The organism is Rhizobium sp. AN73, assembly GCF_030757975.1.
GTDB lineage: Bacteria > Pseudomonadota > Alphaproteobacteria > Rhizobiales > Rhizobiaceae > Agrobacterium > Agrobacterium arsenijevicii.
Genome location: NZ_JARWME010000002.1, coordinates 342,397 through 363,614, shown reverse-complemented (window position 1 = coordinate 363,614; position 21,218 = coordinate 342,397). Strand labels below are relative to the sequence as shown.

Sequence of the window (21,218 nt, the reverse complement as noted above, 5' to 3'; positions counted from 1 at the left end):
GCGATATTGACTGTGCGAAGGGAGGAAACCATGGCGCCAGTCGCGACATATGCCTATGAGGATTTTTCCGTCGGTCGGGAATTTCCCCTCGGACCGCAATCGATTTCCGCAGCGCAAATCATCGAATTCGCCAGCGAATTCGACCCCCAGCCCATGCATCTGTCCGAAGAGGCTGGCCGCCAGAGCATTCTCGGCGGGCTGGCGGCTTCCGGCTGGCACACCTGCGCCCTGCTGATGCGGATGATGGCGGAGAGCTACATCACCAACTCCACCTCGCAGGGTAGTCCCGGCATCGATTATGTCGACTGGAAAAAGCCGGTTCTGGCGGGTGATACAATTTCGGGAAAATCCATCGTGCTGGAACAGCGCACCTCCGGCTCACGCCCCGGCATCGGCCTCGTGAAGTTTCGCCACGAGCTTTATAACCAGCGCGGCGTCCTGGTATCACACGGCGAAAACACCGTGATGTTCCTGATGCGTGCGGACGGAGGCGTTGCGGCATGAGACTGGCAGAACTTTCCCCGATCGGCGAACGCGTCACCCTCGACACGTTGCATTTTTCCGCCGCAGACATCATCCGTTTCGCCCGCGATTTTGATCCGCAGCCCTTTCATCTGGATGCCGAAGCGGCAAAGAACAGCGTCTTCGGCGCGCTTTGCGCTTCCGGTTGGCACACCGGCGCGGGCTGGATGAAATGTTTCCTTTCCCACTGGGCAAAGGAAGTGAAGAGGCTGAAACAACTTGGCCTCGAGCCACCGAAGCTTGGCCCTTCCCCCGGTTTTCGCGAACTCAAATGGAAAAAGCCGGTATTCGCCGGCGACGACATCACCTATTTCGTCACTTTGCTCGATGCAAGACCGCTGGAATCAAGGGCCGGTGTCTGGCTGAACACCACCTTCAACGAGGGCGTGAACCAGTCCGGAGACACGGTGCTGACCTTCCGGAGCGGAGTTCTGGAATTCGAATAGACGCTGGCTGAGATCACCCGCACGCGATACCCTTGGAATCGGTGTCGCGGCGGGAAGGCAAGAATGAATGATATTCTACGGGGTTATGCTGAAGCGGCGACGCCGGAGCTGATTGCCAGGTTCGACAGGCTGGATTGCCGGGAAATCTACGCGCCGGTCATTGATCTGTTGCCGGTCGCAGCGGCCCGCGTCGCGGATATCGGCAGCGGCACCGGTCGCGATGCCGCCTGGTTTGCCGAATGCGGCCATGACGTTCTGGCCGTCGAACCGGTCGCGGAGCTTCGCGAACCCGGTATGCGATTGCACCCGTCGAACAAGATAACGTGGCTGGACGACAGTTTGCCAGATCTCGCGAAAGCGCGCCGCCACGGCCCGTTCGATCTCATTACCCTGTGCGGCGTCTGGCACCATATCGATGATGAGGCAAGGCAGACCGCCATGGAAAGCCTCTCGGAGATGACGGCGGCGGGCGGATTGCTGATCATGTCCCTGCGTCACGGCCCTGCACCCGAGGGCCGTCGTGCTTTTCCCATTTCACCGGCGGAAACGACGGGCAGTGCAGCCCGTCTGGGGTTCACGCTGGTCCGGCAGGTGGAGGTCGCCTCCGTTCAGGCGGGCAATCGTGCCATGGGCGTCCACTGGACATGGATTGCACTACGAAAGACCGGACAAAAGACCGGCCTGTCGCAACATTCCTAACCGGCAGCCGGCCTCAATGGCCTGAAAATTCCACCAGTGTCCGCACTTCGACGCCAAGGTCTTCCAGCTTCTTACGGCCGCCGAGATCGGGCAGGTCGATGACGAAGCAGGCGGAAACGATTTCCGCGCCCATCTGCCGCAAGAGCTTGACCGCCCCTTCGGCGGTGCCGCCGGTCGCGATCAGGTCGTCGACCAGAATGACCTTTTCGCCCGGCTGTACGGCGTCCACGTGCATTTCCATTTCATCGACGCCGTATTCCAGGCTGTAGGCAACACGCACGGTGGTGTGCGGCAGCTTACCCTTCTTGCGGATCGGCACGAAACCGGCCGACAGCTGGTGCGCAACCGCCCCACCCAGAATGAAGCCGCGCGCTTCCATACCGGCGATCTTGTCGATCTTCGTTCCCGCATAGGGCTGCACAAGCTCGTCCACCGCACGGCGGAAAGCACGCGGATTGCCGAGCAGCGTCGTGATGTCCCGGAAGATGATGCCCGGCTTCGGATAGTCGGGAATGGAGCGGATGGCAGCGGAAAGCTCCGAAGCGATAACGGTCATGGTATTTCCAGTTAAAATGGGAATGGATCAGAAGGTTCGAACCACCCTATCAATTTGCCGGCTGCGGACCAACTAAAAAGGACCGAAGCTCATTCCGCCGCCGACATTCCCTCGATCCGCGCCCAGACCGGGCAGACATCCTCGAAGGAATGCGACAGAGGCCGCAGCGCCTCATCGTTCCTGTCGTCGAAGGAGCCGGAAACCAGCGCGACCGTCGGCGCATCGTCGATTGCGCCGAGCGTGCTGCCGCAGACCGGGCAAAAGGCCCGGCTGGAATAATCGGAAGACCGGAAAACCGAAGGTGCGCCACCTTCTCCTGTCCAGACCACCGCATCACTGTCGAATTCCACCCAAACAAGACTGGAAGCGCCGGAATGCCGCTGGCAGGTATCGCAGGAGCAGCTGTGCGGATTACCGGGTTCACCCGCGGCCTCGAAACGGACGGAACCGCACAGGCAACCACCGCTACGGATTTTCGTCATGTCTCATCCTCCTTCGACCCATGAAAAAGCCCCCAGGGCAAGACCATGGGGGCCAATGATTGCAGGCATTTGAAGCCGGTCAATGTTCCTTTTTGGCGTAGACCGATTTCTTGGTGAGATAGATCAGGGCCGTGAAGATAAACAGGAACACCATGACCATAAAACCGGTGCGCTTGCGCGCTTCCAGATGCGGCTCTGCGGCCCACATCAGGAACGCAGACACGTCCTTGGAATATTGATCCACCGTCTGCGGCGCACCATCGTCATAGGTCACCTGATCGGCGCTGATCGGCGGCGCCATCTTCAGTGCCACGGCGCTGGCGAAATACGGGTTGAAATGCGTGCCTTCCGACACTTCAACACCTGCAGGCGCGTCCTGATATCCGGTCAGCAGCGCATGGATATAATCCGGGCCGCCTTCCTGATAACCGCCGATGATCGGGATCATGTCGATGACGAATTGCGGGAACCCGCGCTCCACGCCGCGCGCCTTGGCAAGCAGCGACATATCGGGCGGAGCAGCCCCACCATTAGCGGCGGCAGCCGCTTCATGGTTCGGGAATGGCGAGGGGAAATGGTCAGAAGGCACAGCCTTGCGATTATACATTTCGCCATCGGCGTTCGGGCCGTCCTGCACTTCGTATTCCGCAGCGAAAGCCTTTACCTGCTCGTCCGAATAACCGAGATCCCCGAGCGTGCGGAAGGAAACGAGGTTCATCGAGTGGCAGGCGGAGCAGACTTCCTTGTAAACCTTCAGGCCGCGCTGCAACTGGCCCTTGTCGTATTTGCCGAAAGGCCCGGCAAAGGACCAGCTCTCTTCCTTGGGCTTGATGACCGGGAAGTGACCGCCGGCGATCGCATGTTCCGCCTTGGCGGCGAGATCATGGCTCTCCTCCGCCGCAAAAGCGGCGGCGGAACAGCTAATGGCGGCGATAAGCGCGATGCTCTTGAGAAGCGTCTTCATTGTCGTCATCCTTCCTTCGCGCTCAGACTTCGGCCGCCGCTGGCGCGGCAGTCTTCTTGGCGTTCTTTTCGAGAACGGCCTCGGTAATCGAATTCGGAATACGCCGCGGCGTTTCCACCAGACCGAGTACCGGCATGATGACGAGGAAGAAACCGAAGTAATAGAGCGTGCCGATCTGCGACATGATGACATAGAGGCCTTCCGCAGGGCGCGATCCCAGCCAGCCGAGCAGGATGGCGTTGACCACGAACAGCCAGAAGAACATCTTGTACCAGGGACGATAGACGGCAGAGCGAACCTTCGACGTATCGAGCCAGGGCAGGAAGAACAGCACGATGATTGCGCCGAACATGACGAGAACGCCACCGAGCTTGGAATCGATCGGCCCGACATTGAAGGTGATGGCGCGCAGCATCGCGTAGAACGGCAGGTAATACCACTCCGGCACGATATGCGCCGGCGTCTTCAGCGGATCCGCCATGATGTAGTTGTCGGGGTGGCCGAGGAAGTTCGGCATGTAGAAGATGAACCACGCATAAGCGATGAGGAACACCGAAACGCCAAGCGCATCCTTCAGCGTCGCATAGGGTGTGAAGGGAACCGTGTCGGTCTTGCTCTTCACTTCCACGCCGGTCGGGTTGGTCTGGCCGGTCACATGCAGCGCCCAGATATGCAGGATGACGACACCCGCGATCATGAACGGCAGCAGGTAGTGGAGCGCGAAGAAGCGGTTGAGCGTCGGATTGTCCACCGCAAAGCCGCCGAGCAGGAACTGCTGGATCCACTCACCTATGCCCGGGAAAGCCGAGAAGAAGCCGGTGATAACCGTTGCACCCCAGAAGGACATCTGACCCCAGGGCAGAACGTAGCCCATGAAGCCCGTCGCCATCATCAAGAGATAGATCACACAGCCGAGGATCCAGAGGATTTCGCGCGGCGCCTTGTAGGAGCCGTAATAGAGGCCGCGGGCAATGTGCAGGTAAACCGCGATGAAGAAGAACGACGCACCGTTGGCGTGCATGTAGCGCAGCAGCCAGCCGTGGTTGACGTCACGCATGATCTTTTCGACGGAATTGAAGGCGACCGTCGTTTCAGCGGCGTAATGCATGGCAAGCACGACGCCGGTGAGGATCTGCACGATCAGCATCACAGCCAGCATCGCGCCGAATGTGTAGGCGTAGTTCAGATTACGCGGGACAGGGTAAGCGACGAAGCTGTCATAGATCATGCGCGGCAAGGGAAGCCGCGAATCGATCCACCTCTCGATGCCGGTGGACGGCTGATAACTGGAATGACCACTCATAAATATCTGTCCCCTTATCCGATCTTGATCACGGTATCGGATGTGAATGCAAATGTCGGGATGGCGAGGTTCTGCGGCGCCGGACCCTTACGTATGCGGCCCGCCGTATCGTAGTGCGAGCCATGGCAGGGACAGAACCACCCGCCGAAATCGCCGGCCTGGCCGAGCGGAACGCAACCGAGATGGGTGCAGGAACCGATCATGACGATCCAGTTTTCCTTGCCCTGACCGGCGGAACGGTCAATGTCCGTCGCCTGCGCGTCGGGGGCAATGTTGGCATTGCGTGCCACCGGATCCTTCAGGTCGCCGAGAGCGACCGCATTGGCTTCGCCAATTTCCTTTTCCGTGCGGTTGCGGATGAAAATCGGCTTGCCGCGCCACTTCACGGTCAAGGACATGCCCGGCTCGACCGCCGCGACGTTCACCTCGATGGAGGCAAGCGCCAGCGTCGATGCGTCCGGACGCATCTGGTCGATAAAGGGCCATGCGACTGCGGCGGCACCAACGGCGCCCGTCATTCCGGTTACTAGATAAAGAAAATCGCGACGGGTCGGTTCACCCGAGGCGTCGTGATTGGTTACGTGCTCGCTCACCGCTACACCATCCTCTGCGCTGTTTTTGCCGTAAATCGCATGAGTCCTCCCGCTATGATTTGATCCAAGACAATCTCCGTCCCATGTCTCGGTCATCCTCGCGGCGTTTTAGAAACCGCGTCATTCTGTTTGATCGCAAAATATTGACTGACTTGGCAAGAGCAAAGCACACAAAGCCGCCGTAATTCTGCCTGAAGAGGCGGATTTGTTTCTCATTTTTTCATAAGCCCCGGCAGACGGGCAACATTGTGCCCATTCGTGCGGCATGTTACGAGACGCGCAGGGAGAGCTTGGAAAGCAGGGATTCGGATGACGGCGAAGCTCGCTTGCATGGTCTCCACGGTCGTGGCTGCCGTTCTTTTCATTGCCAGCCTGCGTTATGTGACGGATTTCTGGCTTTTAGCCTTCGTCACCAGTTTCCAGCTTCACATCGCCCTCGTCTGTATCCTGCTGGCATGTCTGGTATTTTGGCTGACGCGTGACGCGGTTTCCGCTTTTCTGGTGATCTGGTCGCTTGCGCTCGCCATCCATGCGGTCGCCATGCTCATGGAATTCTCCACAGCCGCCACCGCAGCACCCGGCGCCAGACCCTTCCGGCTATTGTCCTTCAATGTGCTGATGGACAATGCCGCCAATGCGGATGCGATTGCCGATACCATTCTCGAATCGGGCGCGGATGCGGTCTATCTGTTCGAGGCCGGCGCGCTGGAAGCGGTTCTGCCGCGGCTGCAGCAAATGTACCCCCACAAGCTCGGCTGCTATACCGGGACGCCGACCTGCGATCTTCTGATCCTCTCGAAGCGACCGTTGCAGGAGGGCCGTTTCCATAGCCTCAGCGACCTGCGCCGCGACCGTTTCGCGATTGCCAGCATCGATCTCGACGGCACGGAGCTGACACTTGCCGCCGGCCACATCACCAAACCCTATTTCGACGACTATCACCGGGACGAGCTGGACGAGGTCAGCGAAATTCTGTTTCGCATCACCGGACCGCTCATTCTGGCCGGAGACTTCAATTCAGCCAGCATCGCCCCCGACATGCGCGATTTCCTCGCCGCCAACGACCTCAAAAAAGCGCCGTGGGAGCCAGCCACATGGCCAACGAAGGCAGGTCGCTTCGGCATCGCCATCGATCATATCTTTGCCCGCGAACCCGCGACGCTGATGAAAACCACCCGCCTGCCCGACAGCCTCGGCTCCAATCACTACGGCCTGATGGCGGATTTCATGATCGACCGATGAGGCCCACCCGCTCCGCCACGCAAAAACGGCGGCTCGAAAGCCGCCGTCCATGTTTCATACGCGTACAGCAGGAGGCGGATTAGAACTCCGACCACTCCTGTGCCGCCGCTGCCTGCCGCCCACCACCGAAGGCGGCTGCGATCTTGCGCCCCATGGCGCGTGCGGGCGAAGGCTGCGGAACCGAAGCCGGACCCGCCACGACAATGGTATCCGCCGCCTGTCCCAGGTTGAATTGCGAAAGCAGCACGTTCAGGGCACGCGCCTGAGACGCGAGGCTGTCACTGGCAGCCGTCGTCTGCTCCACCATGGCCGCGTTTTTCTGGGTGCCCTGATCCATCAGGTTCACAGCCGAGCTGATTTCCGAAAGCCCGGTCGATTGTTCGCGTGTGGAGACGACGATCGATGCGACGTGGGTGTTGATCTCCCGCACCTCACCAACAATTCCCGCAAGCACCTCGCCGGTCTTGCCGACAAGCGAGACACCCTCGCGCACCTGTTCCCCGGAACGGTTGATGAGTATCTTGATTTCCTTGGCGGCGCGGGCCGAACGTTGCGCCAGTTCACGCACCTCCTGCGCCACGACGGCAAAACCCTTGCCGGCATCGCCCGCACGGGCGGCCTCGACACCTGCGTTCAAGGCGAGAAGATTGGTCTGGAAGGCAATCTCGTCGATGACGCTGATGATGTTGCTGATCTCGTTGGCGGATTTTTCGATATCCTGCACCGCAAGCACGGTGCGCGTGACGATCTCGCCGGAAATTTCAGCGCTTTCGCGCGCCCGTTCCACAAGCCTGCCAGCCTCGGCGGCACGATGGGCCGAATCCTTCACCGCCGTCGTCACCTCTTCGAGAGCGGCTGCGGTTTCCTCGACGGACGACGCCTGCTGCTCCGTGCGGCGGGAAAGATCGCCTGCCGCTGCCAGAATTTCCCCCGCACCCGCATCGATGACCCGGGCGTTGTCGCCAACCGAGCGCAGCGCCGTCTCCAGCGTGGCGACGGATTCGTTGAAATCGCCACGCAAGCCGTCAAGCCGGTCGGCAAAGGCAGTTTCCAGGCGGCAGGTCATGTCGCCCTGCGACAGCTTCTTCAGCCCGGCGCCCAGATTTTCAACCGCGAAACGCACCTCCTCCGCCTCGTGCGCCTTCTGCGCCTCGTGCTCGATCCGCTCCTGCTCGCTGAGGCTGCGATTGGCTTCAGTTTCACGCTCCAGCCGCTCGCGCTCGACGGCGTTGTCCCGGAATACGGCAACGGCTGCGGCCATTTCCCCGATCTCGTCCTTGCGGCCGGAATGCGGAATGGCGCTTTCATTGTCGCCTGCCGCCAGCCCGTTCATGGCGCGTGTGATGTCGTAGATCGGGCGCGAGATACGCAGGAAACTGAAGAGCGCGGCAGCAAGTGCTACCGCGGCGGCAAGAAGCATGGCGCCAAGCGATATAACGAAGGCGAAATCGCCTGCGGCTTCCGCAGCGTGCTTGTCGGCCAGACCACGCTCGCGATTGTCCTCGATCATCTCTTTCATCAACGCACCGGCGGCGTTACCGGCCGGCGTCATGCGGGAAATCTGCGCCCGCGCGGCGTCGATATCGTCGGCGATGACAACTTTTTTAAGCTCCGCGCCCATGGCTTCGTAGTTTGCAACCATTCCATTCAGACGTTTGAATTTTTCAATCGTCGTAGGCAATTGCAAGTCTGCGGCATAGGCGTCGAATCCTTCGGCGCGCTCCTGTTGAGATTTGAGGATACGCTGGAACAGGGCGTTTCGCGCCTCTGGCGTTGCCGCAGTCATGACTGCCAGATAATTGCGGCGAATTTCGTTAAGCTTGTCGCTCAGATCGGCGATCAGCAGTGACCGCTCCATCCGGCGAGCGATATTGCTGGCGTGCTGCTCCATTTCTCCCACGGAGCGCATGCTGGCGACCCCTTGAGCGATGGAGAACAAGACCGTGATGCCGAACAATGCCGGCAGAAGAATACGAATTCTGAAAAAATGCATTGTTTCCGATCCTCAAAAAATGAGCGCGAATCCTCCCGCGGCCCTGTTTTTGCATGCACGGATAAATAAGAACTTACCGGCCAAGCATTATTTTTAGTTGTATAAATATTTCACACGCCGGCTCGTTGCAGATATAAGCAACCACTGATTTCATATTTCATAAAATACGAGAAAAAAACAGCTGGCCAGATCGCCTCAAACGCTCTCGTCGGCGGCAAGGAACCCACCCGACTGTCGAGCCCAAAGCTCCGAATAGAGCCCGCCCTGTGAAACAAGATCGGAATGGTTGCCCTGCTCGACGATACGGCCCTGATCCATCACGATCAACCGGTCGAGCGCGGCGATAGTCGAGAGTCGGTGCGCGATGGCCAGCACCGTCTTGCCCTGCATCAGCTCGTCCAGATTGCTCTGGATCGCCGCTTCCACCTCAGAATCGAGCGCGGACGTCGCCTCGTCGAGCACGAGGATGGGTGCGTCCTTCAACATCACGCGGGCAATCGCGATGCGCTGGCGCTGGCCGCCGGACAATTTCACGCCGCGTTCGCCGACATGCGCGTCGAAACCCACGCGGCCGCGCTGGTCTTCCAACCGTTCGATGAAATCATCCGCCTTGGCCCGGCGCGTCGCCTCCAGCAATTGCGCTTCGGTGGCATCCGTTCGGCCGAACATGATGTTGTCGCGGATGGAGCGGTGCAGCAGTGAAGTATCCTGCGTGACCATGCCGATATGAGCGCGCAGCGATTCCTGGGTCACCCTGGCGATATCCTGCCCGTCGATCAGGATACGGCCCTTCTCGACGTCATAAAAACGAAGGAGCAAATTGACGAGGGTAGATTTGCCCGCGCCGGAGCGTCCGACGATACCGACCTTCTCGCCTGCCTTGATATCGAGATTGAGATTGTCGATGACCCCGTTCGTCCGCCCGTAATGGAAGCTGACATTTTCAAAACGGATGCTCGGCCTTTTCACTTCCAGCACCGTCGCATCGGGCGCATCCACGAGGCCGATCGGCTGCGAGATCAACTCGGCGGCATTCTGCACCGTGCCGAAATTGCGCATGATGCCGTTGAACTGCGTCATCAGCCGCCCGAGCAGGAAGTTGAGACGCAGAACCAGTGCCAGCGTGAAGGCGACCGCGCCGGAGCTGATCTTGCCGGACAGCCACAGATCGATGCACAGCGCCGCCATCGAGGTAATCATCACGCCCGACAACAGCGCCATGGAGGCGCGCACACCGGTGATGAACCGCGTGAAGGTCATGGTCGCGTTCTGGAAAATATCGAAGCCCTGCCGCATGTAACGGTCATTGGCATCGTCGCGCCCGAACAGCCTGAGCGTCTGGATATTGCTATAGGCATCCACCATGCGGCCGGACAGCATGGAGGCGGCCTCCGCCGTCTCTTTCGAATGGGAACGGATGCGCGGCACGAAATAACGCGCCAGCAGCGAAAAGACGATCACCCAGACGAGGACGACGACCGCAAGCCGCCAGTCCAGCCCGCCGATCAAAAGCAGCATCGAGACGGAGTAAATGCCGACGAACCAGACGCTTTCCATCAGCGAGGTAACGAGATCGCCCGCCGCCTGCCCGCCCGACCAGACCTTGGTGACGATGCGCCCGGAAAAATCGTTCTGGAAAAAATTCAGCGATTGCCGCGCCACATGCATGTAGGATTGCCAGCGCACCAGATTGTAAAAACCAGGTGTGATGATCTGCTGGTCCACCAGCGCCGTGATCATCGTGACGATGAAACGCACGATGCCGATCAGAACCAGCATGCCAACCAGCTCACCGCCATGTGCGGCAAGCAGCCCCGCCCAGCCTTCTTCCGGCTTCACAGTCGAGAGAATATCCACAAGCCGACCGACGAACCAGAAAAGCGCCGCCTCGATGGCCGCCGTCAACCCGCCCAGCACCAGCATGGCGAAAAACGGCGCCTTGGCCTGCGAGATATAGAACCAGATGAAGGCGAATGTGCTTTCAGGCGGCCGCAAATCGTCCTTGCGGGCGAAGGGCTTTATCCAGTTCTCGAAATACTCGAAGATGCGGGTAATGACCATGATCCGGATATAGGCGGATTCCCCGAACGGGAACAGCCGCCGAGCCTTCGGCAAGAGATTATATTTCGGTAACATTCCGGAAATGAAAAAGGGCGGAGAATGTTCCCCGCCCTCACACTTTCCTTATTCCGCGGCCACTTCCGCCTCGTGGTCGGCGATGAAGCCGCCGGACTGGCGCCGCCACAGATCGGCATAGATGCCGCCCATCGCCGCCAGTTCCGCATGGCTACCCGATTCCACGATCTGGCCCTTGTCGAGGATGATGAGCCGGTCCATTTCGGTCAGCGTCGACAGGCGGTGGGCGATCGCGATAACCGTCTTGCCTTCCATCAACGAGAACAGGTTTTCCTGGATCGCCGCCTCGACTTCACTGTCGAGCGCCGAGGTCGCCTCGTCCAGCACCAGGATCGGCGCGTTCTTGAGGAACACGCGGGCAATGGCGATACGCTGACGCTGGCCACCGGACAGCTTTACACCGCGTTCACCGACCTGGGCATCGAGGCCCTGACGGCCATGCATATCGACAAGCGTTTCCACGAAGTCCCAGGCGTTTGCCCGCTTTGCCGCCGCAATCACCTGCTCGTCGGTCGCCTCTGGATGGCCATAAGCAATGTTGTCGCGGATCGAACGGTGCAGCAGCGAAGTATCCTGCGTCACCACACCAATCAGCTCGCGCAAGCTGTCCTGCGACACCTTGGAGATGTCCTGCCCGTCGATGGTGATCTTGCCCGCTTCCAGATCGTAGAAGCGCAGAAGCAGGTTCATCAGCGTCGTCTTGCCGGCACCAGAGCGCCCAACCAGCCCGACCTTCTCGCCCGGCTTGATATCCAGCGTCAGCCCGTCGATCACGCCCTTGTTCTTGCCGTAGTGGAAGCGGACGTTGTCGTAACGGATGGCGCCCTGCGGTGCTGCAAGCTGCGGCGCCTTCGGAGCATCGACGATATCGTGCGGCTTCGTCATCATCGACATGCCGTCATAGACCGTGCCGATGTTTTCGAACAGCGAGGTGACTTCCCACATGATCCACTGCGACATGCCGTTGACGCGCATGGCAAGGCTGATGGCGATGGCGACCGAGCCGGCCGTGACCGAACCCTGCATCCAGAAATACAGACCGAGCGATGCCGTGGAAAACAGCACCACCGCATTGTTGAGGTCGATCAGGATGTTGAAGCCGGAAATCTTGCGCATCTGGCGGTGAACGGTTCCGAGAAACACGTTCATGCCCTCACGCGCATATCTTTCCTCCCGGCCCGCATGGGAAAACAGCTTGATCGTCGAGATGTTGGTGTAGCTGTCGACGATCCGCCCCGTCATCATCGAGCGCGCATCGGCCTGCTCCTGCGCCAGCCGGCCGAGCTTCGGCACGAAATAGGTGAGGATGCCCATATAGATGCCGAGCCATACCAGAAGCGGAATGACCAGCCGCCAGTCCGCCGCCGCGACCATGAACAGCATAGAGACGACGAAGCTGATCGCGTAGACGAACACGTCGATCACCTTCAGCGCCACTTCGCGGATCGCCAGCGCCGTCTGCATTACCTTGGTCGAAACCCGGCCGGCAAACTCGTTGGCGAAAAAGTTCATGGAGTGACGCAGCAGGAAACGATGCATCTTCCAGCGCGCGATCATGCCGAAATTGCCGGCAAGCGTCTGGTGCATCGTCATGGTGTGGACAGCACCCATCAACGGCAGCACGACGAGCACCAGCCCGGCCATGACGATCAGATGCCAACCCTCATCGGCAAAGAACGTCGCGCGATCGGCCGTGGAAAGCCAGTCGACGATATTGCCGAGGAATTTATAAAGCATGGCTTCCGCAATGGCGATGCCCATGGACATCAGGCCCAGCAGCAGCAGCCAGGGCCATGCGGGCTGCACATAATGCCACACGAACGGCAAAAGCGTCTTCGGCGGCACGGAAGGCGTCGAAGAGGGAAAAGGATCAAGGCGTTTTTCAAACCAGCCAAACATAGGCCAAGCTCCGGCAAACAATCGCTCCATCGTGAAACGTGAGCAAACGCAAATATAGCTCACGACGGAACGGAAAAATATTTGAATATGGCCGTGACGGCCACATGACGAATCGGAATATGGGAAACGCGGTCGAACCGCGGCGTAACACCTAGGCCAGCAGTGGCACTACTGGGGCCGGGAAGCGACTACGAACATGATTTTGCATCAGGACCTCCCTAGCTGGTGTTGAAGATGTGGCCTTGTAGCGCAAAATTTAATCATTGACCAGCCGGAAAGATACCGAACGCGTCAGAAAAGCTCTCGATTGCGACCAATAAGGCCGAACGGGCGGAGAGTGCCCGCAAAGGTCTCCGCCAGTCACAAAACCTGGATGCGTTGCCTTACTCGGCAGCGTCCTGCGTCTGACCGCTCTCATATTCGTTGATCAGCTCGACCATATCGCTCTGCGTATGGCGCTTGATCTCGCGGCGATCACTGGGCTGGGGTACGAAAGTAACGGTCAGACCGGTGTCCCGCACCGTGCCGATGGTGAAGGACGCGCCGGACAACATGCGCACGCCCTCATGCAACCACAGCGGATCGGTGGTGAAATGCTGACCGATGCCGACCACCACGGGAATGCCCTGCCAGTGCGACACGCGGTCGTAATGGATGTGACCCGCCAGAATGCCGATGACGTCATATTCGAACAGCACCTCGTCCAGAACCTCGGTATCGGCAAAGGACAGGGATTCCCATTCGGCTTCGGGGCGGTCGAAATCGAGCGCCGGCGCGTGGTGCATCACCAGCAGCTTCGGCAGTTCGGGGTGGTTTTCGATTTCTTCCGCGAGCCATTCGATCTGCCCGGGTTCGAAAGCGCCGCCAACCTTGCCGGGAATGCTGGTATCCATCACGATGACGTGGATATCGGCAATCACCTGGGCATGGTCGTAAGGGACATCCAGATCCTCGGTACGGCCGAGCATGACAGGATAAAAGCCGTCGCGGCGGTCATGGTTGCCGAGTGCGAAGAGGACAGGCACATCAAGCTCGGCCTCATCCAGCAGGCGCTTGAGTTCCTCATAGCTGCCGGCATCGCCCCTGTTGGTCAGGTCACCGCTGACAACGATGAATTCGGGCTGCGGCACAAGCGCCTTCACCTGCGCCAGCGTGTCGACGAGCGTGGCCGACGTATCGGAATAAAGATCATCGTCCTGCACCTGCGGATTGCCCACATGCAGATCGGTCAGATGGACGAAATTCACCCGTTCGGACATGATATCTTCCTGTTTTGCTGCTTGCAGATCCGGCTCGAAGTACGCCGCTCCGGCCTACCCGGATGTTCCGGATCGGCCTGACGACACGTTGCTGAATGGGTAGCCTGCCCATGTGTCACGCGAATGAACATCCGGTGGGCGGCAATCCTTGGAAGCGACTTTTCTCTACCGCATCTGTCACGTCCCGCCCGCCCGTGATAATCGGTCCGGCATCCCAACCGCCACGAGAAGACCATGCAAGAGATCAGGCCCAATATCAGGATCGCCCTTTACCAGCCCGATATTCCCGGCAATACCGGCACGATCCTGCGGCTGGCCGCCTGTCTCGGCCTTGGCGTCGATATCATCGAGCCGGCGGGTTTCGATATTTCCGATCGCAACCTGAAACGGGCGGGCATGGATTATATCGCGGCAGCGGCGCTGACACGCCATGTCAGCTGGGACCGGTTCGAGGAATGGCGCGCAACCACCGGCCGCCGTCTCGTTCTCGCCTCCACCAGGGCCGCCCTGCCCTATACAAAAATCACCTATCGCAGCGATGATATCCTGCTTTTCGGACGTGAAAGTGCCGGCGTGCCAGACCATGTGCACGAAAAGGCGGAAGAGCGAATCATCATCCCGATGGTCGCGGGACAGCGCTCCATCAACGTCGCCATGTCGGCGGCGATGATCACCGGCGAGGTTTTGCGCCAGACCGCATGGTCGTAGGCGCCATTTTTAACGCCATTTTTTCCGGCAAATACAGAAATTGACCGTTTTTGGTTCAAAACTGACGCAACCCGGCCTGTACCCGAGGCGTTCAGGCTCCTATACTCATTAGCCGGACAATAAAATCGTGCTCGCCGGAACCATCCGCCAGCGGGTGTGAGGAGACGTCGCATGCAATCTACCATTGTCATCGTCAACCTTCTCGGCGCAGTCGCGCTGCTGCTCTTTGGTCTCTCGCAGGTCAAGGACGGCGTTACCCGCGCCTTCGGCATGAAACTCAGAAGCGTGCTGGCCACCGGCACCCAGAACGGCCCCCGTTCCTTCTTTTCCGGCTTCTTTGCCACCGTGGCGCTGCAAAGCTCGACGGCGACGGCGCTCACCGTCGCCTCCTTCGCAGAACGCGATCTCATCAAGCCGCGCATGGCGCAGGTGGTGCTGCTTGGCGCCAATGTCGGCACCGCCGTCACCGCCTGGATCGTTGCGGCCGGCGTGGAATGGCTGTCGCCGCTTTTGATCCTTGCCGGCATCGTGCTGAAAAAGGGCAGCTCCAACGCCAGACAGGGCGGTGGAACGGCGCTGATCGGCATCGGCCTGATGCTGCTGTCACTGCATCTCCTAAGCGGCGCGACCGAACCAATGCGCGCTTCACCCGCTCTCGGTGTATTTATCGGCCTGCTGGATGGCGCGTGGCCCGTCGCACTGATCTTCTCTGCCGTGCTGGCCTTCGTCTCCTCCTCCAGCCTCGCCGTCGTGGTGCTGATCCTGTCGCTGGCCGCGACGGGCACGCTATCCGCCGGTCTCATCATCGTTCTCATTCTCGGCGCTAATCTCGGCGGCGCCATTCCGCCCGTCATTGCCACGCTCTCCGGCCCCGCCTCGGCGCGGCGTATCACCATCGGCAATCTTGTCGTGCGCACCATCGGCTGCCTCATCGCCATGCCGCTCGCCTCCTATGGCGCGACGCTTTTGCAGCAATTGCCGCTTTCACCGGGAAAATTGCCGGTCGATGCGCATCTCATCTTCAACGTCATTCTGGCAGCCGTTGCGTGGCCCTTCTCAGCCCTCATATCCGACCTGATGGCAAAGCTGGTGCCGGGCGATCCGAAAGCCGAAGACGGTCCCAATTTCCTCGACCAGCAGGCGCTTGATATGCCGGTCGTCGCACTTGCCAATGCCACCCGTGAGGTCTTAAGCGTCGGCGACAGCATCGAGCGGATGCTGATCCGTGCCGAAAACGCCTTCAAGCACAATGATCTGGCGCCGCTTCAGGAGGTTTCCCTCCTTGAAAAGAAGGTCGACCGCCGTCAGCAGGAGGTGAAGGTCTATCTTTCGCAACTGGGGCGCAAAGGGCTTACCGACGAGGAAGCGCGCCGTTCGATCGCCATAATCGACTATGCGATCAATCTCGAACATATCGGCGACATCATCGAAAAAGGCATTTGCGAGCAAATCCGCAAGAAAGTGCTGAACAGCTTCAAATTTTCCGACGACGGTTATGAGGAACTGAAGACGCTGTTCGACATGACCATCGAAAATCTGCGGGCCGCCCAGAGCATTCTGGTAACCGGCGATTTCGATCTCGCCCGCCGGCTGATGGAAAGCAAGGTGGATATACGCCGCCTCGAAAAACAGTCCTCAAACCGCCATCTGGAGCGGCTGCGCGACGGCCTAACGGAAAGCATGCAGACCAGCTCGCTGCATCTAGACATGCTCAGGGATTTGAAGCGCATCAACGCCCATATCGTTTCGGTGGCCCACCCGATTCTGGATGAAAGCGGCGTGCTGATCGAAAGCCGCCTGCGTTACGCCGAACCTCGCTCCTGAAGGAAAATCTCAGTCAGCCGAGGGAAGCCGTCGCATGGTGAATTCTATGCGGTCGCCTTCGAGCTGCCGCCAGCTTTCCACTTCCGTCCAATAGGCGGCTTTCGGAAAGCTGTCGAACCATTCGCGCGCCTTGGCGCGGGCTTCCTCACGGCCAAGACAGAAGGTCTGCCGCACGAACATGCCGTTCTGCGTCTGCTCGCCGCCAGCGCTTTCACGCGCCTTGCGGTGATTGGCGATCCTGCGCTTCAGCCCGTCGAGGGGCGGCGGTCCGGCAAATTTCGTCATGATATTCACCTCTGGCACCTACATCGATAAAGATAGTGTCCGCATGTGAACTTGGCGAGTCGAATTTGTGCGCAAGGCCAGCACCTGCTAGATGCGACAGGGAATCGACTTCACCAAAGGAGAACATGCATGGAACGGCCATCTTTGCCGAAGGGCTTGCCCGAGGACATCGAAGACAAGAAGGCCGCCGCTCAGGCCTGGTTCCAGCATCTGCGCGACACCATCGTCGCCACCTTCGAAACCCTCGAAAACGAACTGACCGGTCCTCTATCCGACCAGGAGCCCGGACGATTCGTCCAGAAGGACTGGCTGCGCGACAATGGTGAGGGCGGCGGCGGCAAGATGTCGATGATGGAAGGCCGCGTCTTCGAAAAGGTCGGCGTGCATACCTCTACCGTCTATGGCGAATTCTCGCCGGAGTTCCGCAAGCAGATACCGGGTGCGGAAGAAGATCCGCGTTTCTGGGCCTCGGGCATTTCGCTCATCGCCCATCCGGTCAATCCCAATGTGCCGGCCGTGCACATGAACACCCGCATGGTCGTCACCACCAGCCACTGGTTCGGCGGCGGCGCGGACCTGACACCCGTGCTCGGACGCCGGCGGACGGAGCAGGACCCGGACAGCCAGCTTTTCCACCGCGGCTTCGAAATCACCTGCAACCGCCACCCTGTCGCCGACTATCCGCGATACAAGGCGTGGTGCGATGAGTATTTCTTCCTGAAGCACCGCAACGAACCGCGCGGCGTTGGCGGCATCTTTTTCGACTGGCTGCACCCAGAAGAGGAAAAAGGCGGCTGGGACGCCAATTTCGCCTTCGTGCAGGATGTCGGCCGCGCCTTCAATCTGGTCTACCCGAAAATCGTGCGGTCCAATTTCAACCAGCCCTGGACGGAAGAGGACCGCGACGAGCAGCTCATCCGCCGCGGCCGCTACGTGGAATTCAACCTGCTTTACGATCGCGGCACGATCTTCGGCCTCAAGACCGGCGGCAATGTCAGAATCGATCCTGTCGTCCCTGCCGCCCGTGGTCCGCTGGCCTTAAAAAAGCTCACAAAAATTTGACGCTCATCAGCCATTTCGTCGCAAATAGCGCAAATTAGGACTTATGGAAAAATCAAGGCAGTGATAATCTCCTCCCGCAGACGTACTGGAGGAGCTATCGTCATGATTACTTCGAACAGCATGCCTATATCTGCTTCCGCCGAGGAAGCCTCGCATTCCGTTAGTACCCCGGAATTGATCGACCGTCTGGCCGCGGAAATGCGTGCCACGGGTGATCGCGAACTGCCGCATTCCTTTTATGTCGAACAGGTAAAACGCACGCTTGCCGGAAAAACGGTAAAGCGCGCTGACAATGACGAAATGCCTCGTACAAAAATCCCGGCAGCCGGCACATCCTCTGTTTTCCAGTGCTGGGCAATGCCTGAATAGGGCCCCTGATCGGGACCTGAATAGGGTCGGCGGACGCCGTTCTGGAACATAAGCGGCGAACGTTCGTTTCTTGTCAGAGGGACAGCAGGCATTTGCACGCTGTCCCTCTGTCTAAAACAGGGAGGCAAGACCATGAGACTGTTTGAATGTGGAACGCTTGTGCCCGGCTGCGCTTGGCACACCCGCGCAGACGACGACGCGGAAGTCGTGCGCCGCACCGTGGAACATATGCGATCGGCCCACGGCGAAACCATCATCCGCGAGAACATGATCGAAAACATCAAATCCCGCATCCGCGACGAGGCAAATGCGGCGTAAGCCGCAACGCCTTCGTTACTGCGATCTCAATTCTCCAGCATATCCTTCAGCCGGGCGGTCAGCGCTGCCCGGTCGAGCGAGAAATTGACGTCGATCCACTTTTCCTCGAGGCTTTTCAGCACCTCGCCCACCTTCGGGCCAGCCGCTACCCCGGCGGCCATCACGTCCGCACCGCTTAGCGGAAAACCCGGTTTGTGGAATTTTTCCGCCCTCGTCAGCAAAGTCGAAAGCCGCGCCACTTTCTGCATGGCCGTGTCGCCAGCGGAAAGATCGGCACGGGCCGAAGCAAGCGCCAGTTTCAGCCGCGTCTTCACGCCCTCGACGCCCTGACGATAAAGCAGCCGGTCGAGCGCTGTCTCCTTCAGCTCGGGATCAGCCGCCGGAGCCGAAGCCCAATGGGCAAGATAAGCCGCCTCGGCTTTCGACAGCCGCAGGCGCGCGGCAAGAGCGGCCAGCCTGTCCCTGTCCGGCGGCACGATGGCGGCAAGCCGCAGCATCGGGTCCACCGCCCAGCCCAGAGCCTGCTCCGTCGCCACCAGCCCGTGAATGGCGTCGATGCCCCATTTTTCCGTCTCGGGAAGAATTTCCGCCAGAACGCCCGATTGCCGCATCCACAGGAGGGCGCGGGAAGGATCGCGGGCGGAAAGCAGCTTTTTCAACTCACTCCACACCCGCTCGGCTGAAAGCGTCCCCAGCTTGTCCTTGGCCCGCGCACTGGCGCGCAAACCATCGGCATCGGGGCGACCGGAACCATAATGGGCAAAAAAGCGGAAGAACCGCAGAATCCGCAGGTAATCCTCCGAAATCCGCATCGCCGCATCGCCGATGAAGCGCACCGTGCCGGTTTCAATGTCGGGAAGACCATCGATTAGGTCGATGATCTCGCCCTTCTCGTCGGCATAAAGCGCGTTGATGGTGAGATCCCGCCGCTCGGCATCGGTTTGCCAGTCAGTGCCGAAGGCTACCTGCGCATGGCGGCCGTTGGTTTCGACATCGCGGCGCAACGTCGTCACCTCGAAACCTTCCCCATCAATTACCAGCGTTACCGTGCCGTGCTCGATGCCTGTTGGCACCGACTTGATGCCCGCCGCCTTCGCCCGCTCCACCACCACATCTGGGGTAAGCGTCGTCGCCATATCGACATCGACCACCGGCTGTTCCATCAGCGCATTGCGCACCGCGCCGCCGACGATCCGCACCTCGCCGCCATCGGCATTCAACAGCGCGAAGATGCGCTTCAGCGCCGGCTTTTCGAACCAGTCCCGCCCGGCAAGGCTACTCATGAATAAAACCTCTCGTAAATCGTCCGCACGATGCCCGCCGTAATGCCCCAAATGTAGCGCTCGCCATAGGGCATTTCGTAGAAAAACCGCTCCTTCCCCTGAAAGATGCGGCTGCCGCGCCCATGGTTCGCCGGGTCCATCAGGAAAGACAGCGGCACCTCGAAAACCTCATCGACTTCCGTCGGATTAAGCGTCAGGTCGAAACCGGGACGAACGACAGACAGCACCGGCTTGATGCGGAAACCCGTCCCGGAAATATAGTCCGGCAGACGTCCGACCGTTTCGACGAATGACCGCGAAAGGCCGATCTCCTCTTCCGTCTCGCGCAGCGCCGCTTCTTCCGGTGTGCGGTCCTCAGCATCGATGCCGCCGCCCGGAAAGGAAATCTGGCCGGAATGTTTGCGCAGGGTTGCGGTGCGCTGGGTGAAGATCACCCGCGCTTCGTTGCCGTCGTCAATAACAGGCACCAGCACGGCGGCATCCTTCAGCCTTATGCCGTTTCCAGAGAGAATAACGCCCGGATTGAGCAGGTGATCGCCATTCTCCCGCTCGGCCACGCCTTCACCATCCTGCAGCACCCGGCGGCGGAAATCGGCGGCGGTAAAGGTTTGAAGGCCCGTTGTCGTCATAGTCATTGCGAAAGCCGTTCCAGTTCATTGGCAGGCATCACGGGAAAGACAATCCCGCCCGAGCGCACGGCAAACATCTCGACACCATCAACTTCGATCACCTCGCCGAGTGCTGCGAGATCATACATCACCGCCCGCGAAACGAGCGCTTCCAGCCTGCCGCGCACCAGAATATAGGGTTTCAATTCGCGGTTCTCACCGAAAATCTCGAAGCGCAGCGGGTGCTCCGGCCCCGCCTCCACCACATCGCCGACATTGGTGCGGAAGGTGAGCAGCGGCTCGCCATCCTTTTCTGCCGCAGTCACTTTCATCTCCACGGCCACGAAAGGCGCATCCACCACGCGGATGCCGACTTTTTCCACAGGAGTTACGAGATAGGTCCGGCCGTCCGCATCCTTGCGCAGAACCGTCGAAAACAGCCGCACCAGCGGCGCCCTGCCAATGGGCGTGCCGAGGTAAAACCATGTGCCGTCAGCGCGGATTTCCATGTCGAGATCACCGCAAAAGGGCGGATTCCAGCGTTCCACCGGGGCAGGTCCGCGTTTGGCATCGCCGGTCTGCTCGGCGGCACGGGAGATCATCGCCGCCAGCCCCGCCGCATCGCCTGCCGAATTTATCGTCTCCGCTGCCATATTCGAGTCTCGCT

At 59.8% G+C, this 21,218-nt stretch carries 21 protein-coding genes and 1 pseudogene; 9 read left to right on the top strand and 13 right to left on the bottom strand.

Annotated elements, in window-relative coordinates:
- The first annotated feature begins 30 nt into the window (after positions 1-30).
- The 3 genes from RBH10_RS11630 (at position 31) to RBH10_RS11620 (ending at position 1,667) form a co-directional block, all read left to right on the top strand.
- Positions 31-504, top strand: a complete 474-nt coding sequence (locus RBH10_RS11630) for a MaoC family dehydratase (RefSeq protein ID WP_045016664.1) — start codon at positions 31-33, stop codon at positions 502-504.
- The gene (locus RBH10_RS11625) at positions 501-968 is read left to right on the top strand and encodes a MaoC family dehydratase (RefSeq protein WP_281037097.1); all 468 of its coding nucleotides are present in this window, start codon (positions 501-503) and stop codon (positions 966-968) included. Before RBH10_RS11630 ends, RBH10_RS11625 begins: the two co-directional genes overlap by 4 nt.
- A gap of 63 nt (positions 969-1,031) precedes the next feature.
- On the top strand, positions 1,032-1,667 hold the full coding sequence (locus RBH10_RS11620; RefSeq protein ID WP_281037098.1) for a bifunctional 2-polyprenyl-6-hydroxyphenol methylase/3-demethylubiquinol 3-O-methyltransferase UbiG: 636 nt from the start codon (positions 1,032-1,034) through the stop codon (positions 1,665-1,667).
- Positions 1,668-1,680: 13 nt separating this feature from the next.
- Here RBH10_RS11620 and RBH10_RS11615 read toward each other — a convergent pair whose 3' ends face one another.
- The 5 genes from RBH10_RS11615 to petA all read right to left on the bottom strand — a co-directional run bounded on the left by RBH10_RS11615 (position 1,681) and on the right by petA (position 5,565).
- On the bottom strand, positions 1,681-2,223 hold the full coding sequence (locus RBH10_RS11615) for an adenine phosphoribosyltransferase (protein WP_003494623.1): 543 nt from the start codon (positions 2,221-2,223) through the stop codon (positions 1,681-1,683).
- 89 nt (positions 2,224-2,312) lie between these two features.
- Positions 2,313-2,705 carry a GFA family protein gene (locus tag RBH10_RS11610; RefSeq protein ID WP_281037099.1) on the bottom strand — a complete coding sequence of 131 codons (393 nt, stop codon included), beginning with the start codon at positions 2,703-2,705 and terminating at the stop codon, positions 2,313-2,315.
- A gap of 79 nt (positions 2,706-2,784) precedes the next feature.
- On the bottom strand, positions 2,785-3,669 hold the full coding sequence (locus RBH10_RS11605) for a cytochrome c1 (protein ID WP_281037100.1): 885 nt from the start codon (positions 3,667-3,669) through the stop codon (positions 2,785-2,787).
- Between the two features lie 22 nt (positions 3,670-3,691).
- Positions 3,692-4,972 carry a cytochrome b N-terminal domain-containing protein gene (locus RBH10_RS11600; protein WP_281037101.1) on the bottom strand — a complete coding sequence of 427 codons (1,281 nt, stop codon included), beginning with the start codon at positions 4,970-4,972 and terminating at the stop codon, positions 3,692-3,694.
- Positions 4,973-4,986: 14 nt separating this feature from the next.
- Positions 4,987-5,565, bottom strand: a complete 579-nt coding sequence (petA, locus tag RBH10_RS11595; RefSeq protein ID WP_045016649.1) for a ubiquinol-cytochrome c reductase iron-sulfur subunit — start codon at positions 5,563-5,565, stop codon at positions 4,987-4,989.
- Between the two features lie 309 nt (positions 5,566-5,874).
- On the opposite strand from petA, the gene RBH10_RS11590 reads away from it, so the two are divergent.
- Complete coding sequence (locus tag RBH10_RS11590; RefSeq protein WP_281037102.1) at positions 5,875-6,807, top strand: endonuclease/exonuclease/phosphatase family protein; 933 nt, start codon at positions 5,875-5,877, stop codon at positions 6,805-6,807.
- Between the two features lie 79 nt (positions 6,808-6,886).
- Here RBH10_RS11590 and RBH10_RS11585 read toward each other — a convergent pair whose 3' ends face one another.
- The 4 genes from RBH10_RS11585 to RBH10_RS11570 all read right to left on the bottom strand — a co-directional run bounded on the left by RBH10_RS11585 (position 6,887) and on the right by RBH10_RS11570 (position 14,094).
- On the bottom strand, positions 6,887-8,800 hold the full coding sequence (locus tag RBH10_RS11585; protein ID WP_281037103.1) for a methyl-accepting chemotaxis protein: 1,914 nt from the start codon (positions 8,798-8,800) through the stop codon (positions 6,887-6,889).
- 195 nt (positions 8,801-8,995) lie between these two features.
- Positions 8,996-10,861 (bottom strand): ABC transporter ATP-binding protein, encoded by a 1,866-nt coding sequence (locus RBH10_RS11580; RefSeq protein WP_281037392.1) that lies wholly within the window; start codon positions 10,859-10,861, stop codon positions 8,996-8,998.
- A gap of 123 nt (positions 10,862-10,984) precedes the next feature.
- Positions 10,985-12,835: an ABC transporter ATP-binding protein gene (locus RBH10_RS11575; RefSeq protein WP_281037104.1), complete on the bottom strand. Its 1,851-nt coding sequence runs from the start codon at positions 12,833-12,835 to the stop codon at positions 10,985-10,987.
- 383 nt (positions 12,836-13,218) lie between these two features.
- Positions 13,219-14,094, bottom strand: a complete 876-nt coding sequence (locus RBH10_RS11570) for a phosphodiesterase (protein ID WP_281037105.1) — start codon at positions 14,092-14,094, stop codon at positions 13,219-13,221.
- 234 nt (positions 14,095-14,328) lie between these two features.
- On the opposite strand from RBH10_RS11570, the gene RBH10_RS11565 reads away from it, so the two are divergent.
- Both RBH10_RS11565 and RBH10_RS11560 read left to right on the top strand, forming a co-directional pair.
- Entirely contained in the window at positions 14,329-14,802 is a 474-nt protein-coding gene (locus RBH10_RS11565) for a tRNA (cytidine(34)-2'-O)-methyltransferase (protein WP_281037106.1), read from the top strand.
- Positions 14,803-14,973: 171 nt separating this feature from the next.
- Entirely contained in the window at positions 14,974-16,626 is a 1,653-nt protein-coding gene (locus RBH10_RS11560; protein WP_281037107.1) for a Na/Pi cotransporter family protein, read from the top strand.
- A 9-nt stretch (positions 16,627-16,635) separates the two neighbouring features.
- On the opposite strand, the gene RBH10_RS11555 is transcribed toward RBH10_RS11560, so the two are convergent.
- Positions 16,636-16,911: a hypothetical protein gene (locus RBH10_RS11555; RefSeq protein ID WP_045016637.1), complete on the bottom strand. Its 276-nt coding sequence runs from the start codon at positions 16,909-16,911 to the stop codon at positions 16,636-16,638.
- Between the two features lie 129 nt (positions 16,912-17,040).
- Between RBH10_RS11555 and hemF the strand changes: the two are divergent.
- From hemF to RBH10_RS11540, 3 genes and pseudogenes are all read left to right on the top strand, one after another.
- Positions 17,041-17,953: pseudogene (hemF, locus tag RBH10_RS11550) on the top strand (oxygen-dependent coproporphyrinogen oxidase).
- 122 nt (positions 17,954-18,075) lie between these two features.
- Positions 18,076-18,342 (top strand): hypothetical protein, encoded by a 267-nt coding sequence (locus RBH10_RS11545; protein ID WP_281037109.1) that lies wholly within the window; start codon positions 18,076-18,078, stop codon positions 18,340-18,342.
- A 132-nt stretch (positions 18,343-18,474) separates the two neighbouring features.
- Entirely contained in the window at positions 18,475-18,660 is a 186-nt protein-coding gene (locus RBH10_RS11540; protein ID WP_003513537.1) for a DUF1059 domain-containing protein, read from the top strand.
- Between the two features lie 26 nt (positions 18,661-18,686).
- On the opposite strand, the gene RBH10_RS11535 is transcribed toward RBH10_RS11540, so the two are convergent.
- Genes RBH10_RS11535 through RBH10_RS11525 form a run of 3 tightly spaced genes read right to left on the bottom strand, consistent with a single transcriptional unit; the run spans position 18,687 to position 21,204 of the window.
- Complete coding sequence (locus tag RBH10_RS11535; RefSeq protein ID WP_281037110.1) at positions 18,687-19,943, bottom strand: CCA tRNA nucleotidyltransferase; 1,257 nt, start codon at positions 19,941-19,943, stop codon at positions 18,687-18,689.
- Positions 19,940-20,578 carry a CoA pyrophosphatase gene (locus RBH10_RS11530; protein WP_281037111.1) on the bottom strand — a complete coding sequence of 213 codons (639 nt, stop codon included), beginning with the start codon at positions 20,576-20,578 and terminating at the stop codon, positions 19,940-19,942. Before RBH10_RS11530 ends, RBH10_RS11535 begins: the two co-directional genes overlap by 4 nt.
- Positions 20,575-21,204, bottom strand: a complete 630-nt coding sequence (locus RBH10_RS11525; protein WP_281037112.1) for a DUF1285 domain-containing protein — start codon at positions 21,202-21,204, stop codon at positions 20,575-20,577. The genes RBH10_RS11530 and RBH10_RS11525 overlap by 4 nt, the downstream gene beginning before the upstream one ends.
- Positions 21,205-21,218 lie beyond the last annotated feature (14 nt).